Below are 13,058 nucleotides of genomic sequence, written 5' to 3' on the forward strand. Positions count from 1 at the left end.
ATTTTTAAGTCATCAATACTGATTAGCATAAAAAAGCTATGAAAATGAATTGGTAAATATATTTAGGTAATTATTGAAAAATGAAGCCTATCACTAACAAAAAGTTTTTGACGAAAAAAATTGTCAAAATTGTAACTTTCACCACCATAGTAGTTTTAATGATTTTTGCCCTAGTAGCTAGTAATGAGATTACGCACCATAAATTAGCTAGAACTGCCCAACTAAACACATGTTTAAGCAGTGATTTAGTATCCTGTACAAATACTGCCAAAGATTTAACGCCAGAACCATTTATTCCCGACCAAAAATTAAACGAACAACAGCGTTTTTTATCGGCGATCGCCAGAAATTTATCGACGATTCCCCAGCCCAATACTTATGAATATACTTTGCTACGTACATACGGCTCGGTGTTTGTCAGTCCAGATGCAGCAGTTAAATTACCGCCAAAAGAAGTTTTTGCTAACGAACAAGAAACCCAAAGTTTTCAGACTACTTTGACAATGGGTCATGTTGATGGCACTAGAGATTGTTATTTACAAAAACCAGCAGCAGACGCCTTAAATCAAGCGCGGAAGTTAGAAAAAATTCCACTTAAATCTGGTTATGGTTCTGGAGATTGTACTCGCACTTTTAACACTAATTTAAGATTTTGGCACAAATACGCAAATAATCAAACTTTGGCAAGAGTTAAACAAGGCACAGAAACAAAAATTCTCGGTGTAGTTGCACCTCCTGGAACTTCACAACACCTCTGGGGATTAGCGATTGATTTACGCGTATCCAGCGAACAACAGAGAAAAGCCCTCAATGAAAATGGTTGGTTTCAAACTGTAGAAAACGATGTCCCACATTGGACTTATCTAGGTTTATCTCAGGATAAATTACCTTTATTTGGTTTCAAAAATAAACTCGTCCGGGGAATTAATTATTGGTTGACTCCACTTTAAGTGTTACAAGTAATGCAAAGTTGGGAAAACTTAACTAAAGAGTTACATTTTGAATCAGGGATATGGCTATGACAACCAAAATCGTCCATGAATCACAAAATTTTCTAATTAATTTGTTAAAAGCAACCTACCAAAATCAACAAATATATTCACTTTTACGGGAGAATTTAGACAAACTAAATCATGACTTTGCTTTACTATTGCGGCAATGGGCTATTGACCAATTTAGCAATCAAACTACCACATCTGCTAATTTAGCTAAAATAATTGTAAAATTTAGTAACCTGATTCAAGTATTTGCAGAAGGAAATTGTGCTATTAATTTGGAAATTGCGATTGCTGGTTATGAATCAGTGATCAATTTTTTTACCCGCGACGCTTTTCCAGAAGACTGGGACGCTATGCAGCAAAATTTAGTAGCTGCATATAAACAACGGGAAAAAACTTTCAATAAAGTTATTGAAGAGTTCAAAAACACAACTGTTCAAACATCCTCTGAAATTCATGTATCAAATAAACAGTTACAGCAGGAATTACAAGAAGCAAAACAGCAAATTGATGATTTAGAACATACAAAGCAAGAAATTGATAATCTTAAAACCAATTTGGCCAGATTAGAACAGGTAAAAGACAATTCCATCACCCCAATTACTTTAGAACCTATATTTTCAGCAATTAAAAATATCAAAACATCCATCCAAAATTTTAATACGGTAATATTATACGATATTGAAAACTTGACAATGGGTAATAAAAATCCTAACTTTAAATTTTCTTTAACAAAAATTATCAAACAAATTAATGAAATAGAATTAGTTGATAAAATCGCTATCCAATGTGCTTATGCTGATTGGAGTAATAGTAATCTAAAAACTATAAAAAGTGACGTTCAAAAACTTGGTATTGAACCAATACAGATTTTTGGTTTTTCCTTTCAAAGAAATGCAGCAGATATTCAATTAACAATTGATGCAGTTGAATTAATTCACAGCCGACCATCGTTGCAAGTCTTTGTCATTGTATCTGGCGATGGGGCATTTGCTTCTTTAGCAAAAAAGTTACATGAGTATGGAAAAACAGTAATTGGATGTGCTTATAAAAACCAAACCAACAAAGTACTTGCTGCTGTTTGTGATTATTTTATTTCAATACCTGAACCAGAAGTAGAAACTGTGAACCAGAATATCAATCGGGTTAAGCCAATAATTAGTAGCAAGATATGATTGTGACAATTTTTTCCTTGGTCGATAATTTATTACAATAAAATAATCACACACGCGACCTCTGGAGTTCTGGCAGTGGGTTTATTTGATGATTTGAGTCGGTTTCTAGAAAACCGTTTAGAAGAATTCTTGCGTAACAATCCACATTTGGAGTTAGAGGCGCTGCTAGAACAGCTGCGTGAGCAAGAGGAAGATACATTAAAGCTGATTGCAGATTTACAATTACAAGAGAAGCGATCGCAAGACGATATTCTAGCTACAGCTCAAGAAATCCAGCGTTGGCACATCCGGGTTCAAAAAGCCAAAGACGCTGGTAGACAAGATTTGGTGACTGCGGCCAGCGAACGAGAAGCAGCCTTGTTGCGAGAAGGAAATCAGCGCTGGGGACACATGCAAGGGCTGAAAGAACGCATCAACCAATCCCAAGAATTACTGCGGAAAATCCAACAGCGACGACAAGAGGTACAAGCCAAAGCCGCCGAAGCACAAACAGTCCGCGCCAAAGCCCAAACTCAGCAACGCCTGGAAACTAATGCCTGGTGGAGTCAAACTAGCAGTTCTTCTAGTAATTTTGACGATTTAGAAGAAAAGTTCCGCCGTTGGGAAACACAAGACGAATTAGAGCAAATGAAGCGGAATATGGGAAAATAATCCCAAATCATACTACATTCAGGATGAAACTAAGCTGTTCTGTATTTCAGGGACTTCCCAGTAAAAAAATATTCCACACAAGACTGTTGACTGTTGACTGTTGACTGTTGACCGTTGACCGTTTACAGTCAACGACCCCAAAGTTACCTAAGTTGTACATTGACTCGATTAGATTGCTGACCGTTGACAGTTAACGATTAACAGTCAACAACTACACTAGTGTAGTTTGGGACTTCCAAGTAAAAAAAATATTCCATAGAATACTGTTAACTGTTGACTGTTGAGTGTCAACGGTCAATGGTCAACGACCTGAATTATAAATAATCAAAATATGGAAAAAAATGGTGTCAGTGCTAGCCTTTCAACTGAAAACCTAACCTTTCGTCCAGGTGATACTCCTGCATCCTTTGAGGTGACTGTCAATAATGACAGCGATAGCTTTGTAAATTTTCAGATAGAAATTACCGCAGCAGGAGAAACTCGCAACCCAGGATATCGCTGGTATACACTGCAACCAGAAGTGGCAGCAGCAAAGCCACCGGGCAGTAGTACAATATTCCAAGTCTTTGTTTTCAATACGCCGATAGTCGGATTTGTTGGTACTGTTAATCTCATGGTGAAGATTTTTTCACCACAATTAGCACAACAATGCAGACTTGTGCTGCGCCTGAAAATTGAGCGAGACAATAGACCAACACATTTAAGTTTAGAATTACCTGTACGAGAGTTCCAAGTTTATCCCCGTAATTCTGTAGATATACCAGTCAGGATACGGAACTTGAGTCAGCAACCGACAAATGTAGTGCTACGTTTTACAGGAGTCGATCCCTCTTGGCTGACTAACAGCGCAGAACGAAGGCTACCTGTAGAACCAGGTGGTTTAGCAGAAGTCACATTCCAATGTCAGCCTCCTTCTGTGGTTCAAGCGCCTAGTGAAAATTATCCTTTTGTGATTGAAGCTGTTAGTAATAATGGTTACCCAACTAGTATCCAAGGCAATGTTGAAGTTTTACCTGTGGGTTTTGTGGAATTTAGCGTCACACAAAAACAGCTAAAAATTCCTAGTAAAGCAGCATGGTTACCAGACTGGAAATCTCACACAGCTGCTTTTGAATTGCTATTTAAAAATGCTAGTAATTTAAATCAGCAACTAAATGTGCAAGTCCAAGGTAGAGACGAACGAAAATGTAGTTTTAAGAAGCTACCTGAAGTTGCTAATTTAAATTTAGGACAAACAACTAAAGTTATTCTTGAAGTCAAAACTAAACGCCCTTGGGTAGGAATAGGCAAAACTTTGTTGCTGGAGGCGAAATCAGAGTTATCCGACCAACGTTTAGGTAGTACAGACCCAGCCACCCAGACATTGGAAGTGCGGGTTTTGCCGATGATACCTCTGTGGTTACAATTAGCGGTCATTGCATTACTGACGGCACTGATAGCATGGATTTTACAACCAACGGGTGTTATGCATACGCGTTCTGTCAACTCAGTGCGTTTCAGTGGTATTGGTTTGTCTGTTGTCAGTGGTTCTGATGATTGTACATTAAGACTTTGGAGCATCGGTGCCCGTAGCTTAGACCCAGATGACAGAGTCACATATCGTGGACAGCCTGTAGCTTGCGATAAAGCCCAACAGCCAAAAGGTTTAATGGCCATTACCGATGACGCTGTAGAAGTGTTGCGTTTTATGCCATTAGAAAATAACCGTGTTGCAGTTGGTTTAGATAATGGTGTAATTGAACTCAGGGATGTACCCTCAGGTGATAAGATTAGCGAACTTCAAGATCTCAAAGATCCCAAAGCAAAAGGCGATCGCGTTTTTGATTTAGCTTTTACTTCCAATTCCCTTAATTTATTTAGTGGTTATGGCAGTGGTAAAGTGAGATTATGGTCAAGACCAGCACCAAATACTAATTTTCTGCCAGAACCGCAAGCGATCGACATCCAAACTCAATTAAAATTATCAGGTTTCCAAGTCCGCGCCTTAACTCTGAGTCCAGATGCCACAACTGTTGTAATTGCTGGAAACTATAAACGCTTCATATTATGGCGGTGGAATCCAAATCAAACTAATAAGCAATTTCCAGGTTTATCAGTGCAAAGTCTGGAAAAATTAGATCCAGGAGTAGGGCGTGAAGACTATATTTGGGCACTAGCTTTTGTGCCTAATTCCACAGAAAAAATCCTCGCCACCTCTGATTCTGCGGGATATATTACAATTTGGAATTTAAATCGCTGCCAAATTTCTAAAAATGCCAATCCCCAGGTGCAAGTAAATGAACTTAATTGTCAACCACTAGACCGCTGGTCAGCCTCAAAAACATCTGTGCGTAGTCTGGCATTTAGTGAAGATGGTAATCTGCTAGTAAGTGGTGGCGATGATGGACGAGTAGTTGTTTGGTATTTAACCCCCGAACATCTACTAGACAAAACAAAAGCAGCAGAAGGTGAAACAATTTATCAAACCTCTAAAAAAATCAATAGTATCGACTTGAAAACTAATCAAGGAACCATGATTGTGAGTGGTAGTGAAGATTTTCAGGTCAAACTACACCGCATCAAATAAGGAAGTCGAGACATGCAAGGTAAATTCAATCCATTACAAATTTATATTAATCCACCAGACATTCAATTTGGAATGCCAGGAGATACCATTGTTCTTTATGTAATTGTTAGCAATCAGGGAGATAAAAGTGCTGTTATTGACTTATATTTTGCTTTTGATGAGGAATTTCAAAATTTAACAGGGTGGTCTACTTCTCCTAGAGAAAGCTTAGCGTTAGATCCTGGGCAAAATAGCAACGAAGTAATATTTGAAATTCAAATTGCCCCTGATGCCTTCGTCGGCACTTACGACTACACCTTAGTGGTAGACTCTCCTCTGCATTATCCCCAAGATACTCCCATTAGCTTCCCAAATAAAATTAAGGTTCTACAAAAAGAACAAACCGCAATTCGACTCAACGACCCGACATTTTTTATTAGACCTAACACCAACCCCAACAAACAATTAATTTTCAATTTTAGTGAACCTTTGCAAGTGGAGGTGATAGTTGATAATCGTTCTCCTCGTGTAGACCGTTTCCGGTTGACTTGTCCAGATTTAGACGATGACTGGTTCACCATTAATTATCCCGCCACTGGATTCGAGGGACAAGGACTAGTCTCTGATGTCACAGCACTGGAACTCAACCCTGGTAATCAAGGTCAAATATTCTTAAAATTTCATCCACCCGCGGATACTCTGGCGGGAAATTATTCTCCAACTATCCGCTTGTATTCGGAAAACTCTCCAGACTTAGTGCTACTGGATTTGGTCTATATCCAAATTCCGACAAATTACCGCTTGGATATAGAACTTAACACTATTTTGGCACAAGTTAGCCGTAGCCTTGGCAAGTATGAATTGTCACTAGTTAATCGGGGTAACATTGTCCGCGAATTAATATTGAGCTTGAAAAATCGCGATGAAGAAGAACTGTATACTTACACTTTCGAGCCTACTGAGGTGAGATTGTTACCAAGTAGAAGTGCGATCGCTAATTTGATGGTCAAACCTCGACCTTGGTGGCGACGACCGTGGTTTGGTACAGGACTAACTGTCAACTTTCAAGTTGATATTAAAGACCAACACAGTTTACCTTTACCAAACACATTTCCCCAAGGAACATTGGTATGGAAACCTCGTCCTTGGTGGCAATTTCTACTGTTGATTTTAGCAATTTTGGGCTTGTTGGCAGGAATAGGATTTATTATTTGGCGCATTTTAAACCCCGAACCTTTAAGATTAGCATCTTTCGATGCTACTAACTCTCGAATTACTGAAGGCGATGAAGTAGCCTTAAACTGGAAAATTCAACAATATAAACAGCTACAAAAGTTGATTATCGCAACCAAAGGTTCCCAATCCATCGAACCTATTACTTATGATTTTAGCAATGGTATTCCGGAATCGCTAGGTAAAGGAGCCGCCGATCGCATACCTCCTTGTCAGGTGCAAGAAAAACAAGAACTCATTTGTAGCAATGTCAAAACTGGAGTCAAAACCAGAGGAAATTATACTTTTGAATTACAAGCTGTTTATCGCAAAAAAATACAATTATTTTCTAACAAAGAACAACTAGTAAGTAAAACCACTCAAGTAGAAATAGCTGAAAAACCAATTGCTCAAGTAATAGACTTTAAAGCAGATAAAACACAATACACCAAAGGTCAAAATATTCTTTTAAATTGGACAATAGAGCGTCCATTACTGCTAGGACAAATTCAAATTATTGGCAGTGGAGATGATGGTATTTCATATAGCGAACCCATTATTTATAAATTTAATGAAGGTAATATCACTGACCCAAAACTGCAAAAATTATGCACGCAACAAAATCAACAACTGCAATGTAAAAATATTCCCCTAGCAGCATCTAAAGCTGGAAATTTTGCCTTTGAAATCAAAGCTTTTCCTAATAATGGCAGCCAAAAAATTGATGTTAAGAAGACTGAATCTAAAATTGCAATATTACCAAAACCATTTAAAATTGTCTCTTTCACAATCAACAATAGCGAACAACCAAATGTAGTTCTTAACGAAGGAACAACAGCCACTCTCAACTGGAGAGTAGAGGGAGAAAATATTCAAGTTAAACTTCTGCCATACGGCAATGATGTTTCAGCAGTTGGTTCCATTAAACTACCAGTCAATCTAGCTTTTCCACTTCAAATTGCTCTGCAAGTTAATGATATATCTGGTAAGCAACAATCCCAGCAGCGAGGATTTGCCATCACCGTACTCAAAAAAGTAGAGCCTACTCCCACACCTTCCACTACCCCACTTCCAAATACTCTTCCGCCCAGTAACCCATTTAAGAGTCCTTTTCCTTAGCTGATTCAAAAATGCCAAATTATAGATGGACTGGGAATAAGTAAGGGGATTAAAGTTTTAATGGGGGTTAAAATTTTTACCCGCCACCATACAAGAATAGACAATGGAGAATTAATTAATGAAGTCTGTTACACGCAAAATTGGCAACGAAGGATTCAGTCCAAAACTTGCTAAGACTTCTCAAGTTTCTCCACTCAAAATTGTAGCCATCGGAGCCTCCACAGGCGGCCCCCAGGCATTGCACGCGATTCTTCAACAGTTACCTGCAAACTTCCCTGCGCCGATCCTGTGCGTGCAGCATATCAGTGAAGGATTTTTGCAAGAGTTGGTGAATTGGTTAGCAGCAGAATGCTCTATTCACATAACCATCGCCCAGCCTGGAGACTTTCCCCAACCGGGGACTGTTTACTTTGCTCCGGAGGAAAAACACCTGCAACTCGATGCTTTAGGACGATTTCTCACTACCAGCACACCTGCGGTTTCTAGTCATCGTCCTTCCATAACTGTGCTATTTCAAGCCGTTGCTGGCTGCTATGGGCCATCCACTGTTGGCATTCTGCTGAGTGGTATGGGACGGGATGGTGCAGAAGGACTGCAAGCGATCGCCCAAGCTGGAGGTGTTACCATTGCTCAAAATGAGCAAACCTGCGTTGTATTTGGGATGCCGAAGGAAGCCATCGCTCTGGGAGCCGCCCAATACATTTTGCCAATTCACGAGATTGCTCCAATGCTTTTGTATCGAATGTTAACAGTCGTTATTGATGACTGTTGACTATTGAGTGTGAACCCTCAACAGTAGCAATAGTGGTCTATCGCATTAATTTTGCTGGGTTAATAAACGAACCGCAAAGGGCGCAAAGAGCGCAAAGAAAGAAAAATTAAGAATGACTTTACCCATCAGAACTAATGCGATAGACTAATAGTACCTTTTTTTACTCACAAATTCCCTTAACCCTCTTCTTTCCCTTCAATTAATTTTGTTCCTTCTCCACTCGAACCATATAGCTCCACGAATCTTTTAAAAAGCAACCCCGTTTCGTGATTGGAAATTCGATTTGAGTGAAGTAAACGCTCTATGTTTCTTTCAGCTAGAGCTTTTAAATATGGCAAGTCTTCAAAGAGTGTCAAACAAGAAGCAAAATGCAAGATTATTTGCAATAATGGCTTTGGCCATTCTAAATCGCTATAAATATCTATAAACAAATGATGTTCGGAATCGCTCAGAGGAAAGACATTAAAAATCACAATTATTCGTTTGTTATTGTAGACTGGAATACTCAGTTCAACAGTATATGGAGTATGCAATATTAAATCTACTTCTACAATTGGCTGTCGCCAAATTCTCAAAGGATTAGCTGGCGAATCTAATATTGTTTGAAATTTAATTATTCCACCAATACTTGTAGCTTGAAAGTGGCTGATATTTAAAATTTTCAGGTTATTTAAACTAAATTTATGAACTGTTTCTAAATGTTTGAGGCTCAATAAATGATAAATTTGGCAAACATAAGGAAAAGGTAAAATATATTCTTGGCTAATCATGTGTAGCCTTTTAATTTTTAACTTTTCTGCTTGGATGCGATATAGATATTCTTGATATTGGCTAGGGCTGAAGTCATTACTATTAAAGCTTTCTTCTGGTTTGAGATATAACCAACTCAAAAAAAAGAAAGATGCTGTAAATAATTGAAAAATCTCTACAGCAGATACATAACCATCAGTAAATGCCGCTAAACTTCTGTCTGTTATCCCAAAAAGCCAAGACGGAATTCCAAAAAGCCAAATTCCACTTTTGATTTTATCTATCAAAATAGCAATATCAACTTCTAAAGATGGATTTTTAGATTGATTACTACTCATTTTTGATAAATGAGATTTTTCATTATTTTGATAATAATTATTAGGCATAATAAGATTTACTTGCTTGTTAGATAAATAACTATAAACTTTACTAATTATTCTTATGCTAAGCAAATCTAGTATTACTAACCTCTATCTTTAGCTGGAGATATAAATAGTGTTTATCTGTGTGTGTATTTCAAGCGTCAAATGAGAATTTTCTATCTAATATAGATTATTAATTTAGCAAAATTAATATTGTATCTTTTGATGCATATATGCAATGTATGGCTGTTCTATAATGAGCTTGCTCAGGTTTTTTAAAAATTAAATTATTTTTATATCTTACGAAGTATATAAATTTATATAGTAATTATATTGAGCTTGTGAAAAATATTGGTGTTGAGTGTTAACTGTTGACTGTTAACACTCAACAACCCTAATATGTAATATTTCACAGATTATTTGGAATTGCGATAGAACTTTTATTTGATTTTTGCAAATAACTCCGTACACCTATATTCTCTCAAATCCTATTGCCTATTGCCTGTCGCCTGTTCCCTGGTATGATTTTTGAATATTTGCGCTTAGATTTTTTCCACGACCTTAACAATGAAAATTCGCCATGCGATTGAAACAGACTTAGCCACAATTGTGGCAATTTACAACTCTGCGATTCCCAGCCGCATGGCAAGTGCCGATTTAGAGCAGGTATCTATAGAAAGTCGGCTTGCTTGGTTTAGAGGGCGATCGCCTTCACACCGGCCACTTTGGGTAATCGAAGTAGAAGGAGTAATTGCTGGCTGGCTGAGTTTCCAATCTTTTTATGGCCGTCCTGCTTATAATACGACTGCTGAAATTAGTATTTACATCGCACCTGCCTTTCATCGCCGTGGCTTAGGAAAACAGCTTTTAACAAAAGCAATTCAGGAAAGTCCAAGCTTGGGTTTAAAAAATTTAGTCTGCTTCATTTTTGCCCACAATGAACCCAGTTTAAAGTTATTTAAAGCATTTGGGTTTCAACAGTGGGGATATTTGCCTAAAGTTGGAGAATTGGACGGTGTTGAAAGAGACTTAGTGATTATGGGATTTAATATTAATCAATCTGTTAAATAATCCAATATTGAAAAACGTCAAATAGAGTCTTGGTGATTACTATCCTTCTCTAGAAGAGGCTAAGACAGAACGGGAAAACTAGCACAAGCGCCATAAAAAACTAACAGTGAACAACTTCAATTATATTAAAGTTCCCTGAAACATACACACTAACGTGGTTTAGCTTCAGGAATTACACGGTTTAAATCTTTAGCTGTTTCTATCCACTCTTGCATCACGATTTCTACATTATACAGAGCTTCTTGATAAGTCTCGCCATCAGCAGCACAGCCTGGTAATTCTGGTACTTCGGCAATAAAAGCTTGGTTTTCTCTACTCCAATAAAGAATAATTTCATAGCGAAAGTTCATTTTTGCTTCCTAGCTGATATTTAAGAATTACTGCACGAACTTGTTTAACTTGATAGCTTTTAGCTTTGCCTTTTTTATGTTGTAGATTTAGTATTTCTTCGACACCATTTTTCACAAAAATACGATGATCGCCACGAATCCGTTCATCAAAGCCTAGTTTGTATAAGAGTTGCCATAACTGGGCAAAAGGGATGTCTGTATCAGAAGTCCCAGAGAGGATTTTTTCTAAGATTTTATCTTGTTGACTCACGTTTTTCTGACTATCTGAATATTTCTATAGTCTCATATTTTTTGAAAAATTTGTTAATGTTCGCAAAAAACGTGTTTTATTTGGGCACTATCAGGCTATGTCTAGGATAAGTTCTTTTATATTCTATAGCAATTCTATTTGAGTTGTGAACAATGTCGGTGTTAACTGTTGACAGTCAACAGGCTTAACACGTGATGTTTCACAAATTATTTGCGATTACTATATAATTAAGCAAATATCAAGCGTTATACAACTGAATAAACTTGATGCTAAATTTTTTCATCATGCTAATTGGAAAATTTTACCGGACATCTTGAAGATTAAGTGTAAATCCAGGTAGTTTATTTTATGTTGATGAACTAATTGGAGATTCCAGGACTTCATTTTGTTAGTTGGGGTGATAAATTTATACTTTCCGAATTTTTAAATCAATTCGTCAGCATGATTTAGCACAATTATCTGCATATTCTTGGATTTATTACTATCTAAAAATAAAAGCGATATTTTTGGCGATCGCTTTGGAGAAACACAGAACAAACTCTAACTTAGATATTGCACCACTGATTTTGTTGATGGAGACAAATCTGATTTATTGAGATATACACGCATTAAGAAATTTACAGTTAAGTCAGACTCAAGTTAAATTAAGAGTCTTCGATAAAATTGATTTCGGTAACATTCCGTGTACGCCTTTTTGGGGACTATTTACAACTTGAGTGATGCGGAAATTTACGGCTAAACTACACAATACATAAGCATCTTCTGGTGACAAATGGATGAAGCGTTCCAGAAAATCAATCATGTTTTTTAAAGCTAGTTCTAAGGCTTCATCTAAGGTTTGAGCAAAACCCATTGTGATAATATCGGTTGGAGTTTCGGCAATTGGTGTTGTTAATTGTAAATCCTTGCGGAGTTTGAGTGTAATTCTACCGTTCATGGAAGTTTCTATGGCGGTGACATTAACTTCGCCATCTCCCTGTGCGGAATGTCCATCACCAATGGAAAATAATGCACCTGGGACAAAAATTGGCAAAAATAAACGAGAACCGGCTTGGAGTTCGCGGTTGTCGATATTACCGCCATAGTAGCCTGGTGGGACAGAAGTCCGAGAAGTTTCTTTTGTCGCAACACCAAGAATTCCAAAAAAAGGTTTGAGGGGAATTTTAATTCCAGCGCAGGGTGGAAATTCAGCGATATTATTTGCTAAATCCAAAGGAATGAACCTTAAGGCGGGTTGAGAAAATTGATGTGGTAAAGCTCCCCAACCCGTGCGAATTGCATTAAAGCCTACAGGTAAACGAGGTGCGATCGCTTCTAATTGTACTTCTAAAACATCCCCTGGTTCGGCATCCCGTATGTAAATCGGCCCTGTGAGTAAATGCGGCCCTCCAGCTATTTTCCGTTCTGGTAAAAGATTTTCGCAGATGTCGAGAAATTCTGGTGTGAGGAACTCTGGTGGCGCTTTGTCGTAAATATAATAACCAGTATAAGTTTCCACATCTACTGTATCGCCGGAATCAATAGTAAGTGCTGGCTTTAGGAGATGCGAAAAACCACCTAAATGTACAGTATTTTTAGTAGCTTTTAAAGTATAGTGAGCGATCGCTCTACCTCCTTCTAACTATGGGAACTTCCCATCTCAGGTGATGGAAATTTTTTTAACTGACCCATACAGAGGATAGACATACTATGGCTACTATTGCAACACCTACCCCACAAGCAATTCAGAAGGCAGTCCCAATGAAAAAAATTTCACCGCCAAGCATGAAAATGTGGTAGCGTCCACTTAAGGTTGATACAAAC

11 protein-coding genes are annotated in these 13,058 nt (G+C 37.8%); 7 read left to right on the top strand and 4 right to left on the bottom strand.

From position 1 onward, the window contains the following. Positions 1 to 80: 80 nt before the first annotated feature. The 6 genes from GNE10_RS22440 (at position 81) to GNE10_RS22465 (ending at position 8,472) form a co-directional block, all read left to right on the top strand. Entirely contained in the window at positions 81 to 950 is an 870-nt protein-coding gene (locus tag GNE10_RS22440) for a D-alanyl-D-alanine carboxypeptidase family protein (protein WP_185567061.1), read from the top strand. Positions 951 to 1,018: 68 nt separating this feature from the next. Further along, on the top strand, positions 1,019 to 2,173 hold the full coding sequence (locus tag GNE10_RS22445) for an NYN domain-containing protein (protein ID WP_221642950.1): 1,155 nt from the start codon (positions 1,019 to 1,021) through the stop codon (positions 2,171 to 2,173). A 75-nt stretch (positions 2,174 to 2,248) separates the two neighbouring features. Then, positions 2,249 to 2,824, top strand: coding sequence for a TIGR04376 family protein (locus GNE10_RS22450; RefSeq protein ID WP_185567062.1), 576 nt, complete (start codon positions 2,249 to 2,251; stop codon positions 2,822 to 2,824). 331 nt (positions 2,825 to 3,155) lie between these two features. Further along, positions 3,156 to 5,390 carry a hypothetical protein gene (locus GNE10_RS22455; RefSeq protein WP_185567063.1) on the top strand — a complete coding sequence of 745 codons (2,235 nt, stop codon included), beginning with the start codon at positions 3,156 to 3,158 and terminating at the stop codon, positions 5,388 to 5,390. Positions 5,391 to 5,402: 12 nt separating this feature from the next. Next, the gene (locus GNE10_RS22460; protein ID WP_185567064.1) at positions 5,403 to 7,700 is read left to right on the top strand and encodes a hypothetical protein; all 2,298 of its coding nucleotides are present in this window, start codon (positions 5,403 to 5,405) and stop codon (positions 7,698 to 7,700) included. Between the two features lie 118 nt (positions 7,701 to 7,818). Beyond that, positions 7,819 to 8,472: a CheB methylesterase domain-containing protein gene (locus GNE10_RS22465; protein ID WP_185567065.1), complete on the top strand. Its 654-nt coding sequence runs from the start codon at positions 7,819 to 7,821 to the stop codon at positions 8,470 to 8,472. Positions 8,473 to 8,648: 176 nt separating this feature from the next. On the opposite strand, the gene GNE10_RS22470 is transcribed toward GNE10_RS22465, so the two are convergent. After that, a complete protein-coding gene (locus GNE10_RS22470) occupies positions 8,649 to 9,560 on the bottom strand; it encodes a hypothetical protein (RefSeq protein ID WP_099066353.1) in 912 nt (303 codons plus the stop codon). 591 nt (positions 9,561 to 10,151) lie between these two features. Between GNE10_RS22470 and GNE10_RS22475 the strand changes: the two genes are divergently transcribed. Continuing rightward, on the top strand, positions 10,152 to 10,655 hold the full coding sequence (locus GNE10_RS22475; protein ID WP_185567066.1) for a GNAT family N-acetyltransferase: 504 nt from the start codon (positions 10,152 to 10,154) through the stop codon (positions 10,653 to 10,655). A gap of 149 nt (positions 10,656 to 10,804) precedes the next feature. On the opposite strand, the gene GNE10_RS22480 is transcribed toward GNE10_RS22475, so the two are convergent. From GNE10_RS22480 to GNE10_RS22490, 3 genes are all read right to left on the bottom strand, one after another. Then, positions 10,805 to 11,005, bottom strand: coding sequence for a type II toxin-antitoxin system HicB family antitoxin (locus GNE10_RS22480; RefSeq protein WP_099066330.1), 201 nt, complete (start codon positions 11,003 to 11,005; stop codon positions 10,805 to 10,807). Further along, on the bottom strand, positions 10,989 to 11,255 hold the full coding sequence (locus tag GNE10_RS22485) for a toxin HicA (RefSeq protein WP_099066329.1): 267 nt from the start codon (positions 11,253 to 11,255) through the stop codon (positions 10,989 to 10,991). The genes GNE10_RS22480 and GNE10_RS22485 overlap by 17 nt, the downstream gene beginning before the upstream one ends. A 634-nt stretch (positions 11,256 to 11,889) precedes the next feature. After that, positions 11,890 to 12,858, bottom strand: a complete 969-nt coding sequence (locus GNE10_RS22490; RefSeq protein ID WP_185567068.1) for an acetamidase/formamidase family protein — start codon at positions 12,856 to 12,858, stop codon at positions 11,890 to 11,892. Positions 12,859 to 13,058: the final 200 nt, after the last annotated feature.

Origin of the sequence: Nostoc sp. 2RC (genome assembly GCF_014222165.1) — a bacterium.
GTDB lineage: Bacteria > Cyanobacteriota > Cyanobacteriia > Cyanobacteriales > Nostocaceae > Nostoc > Nostoc linckia.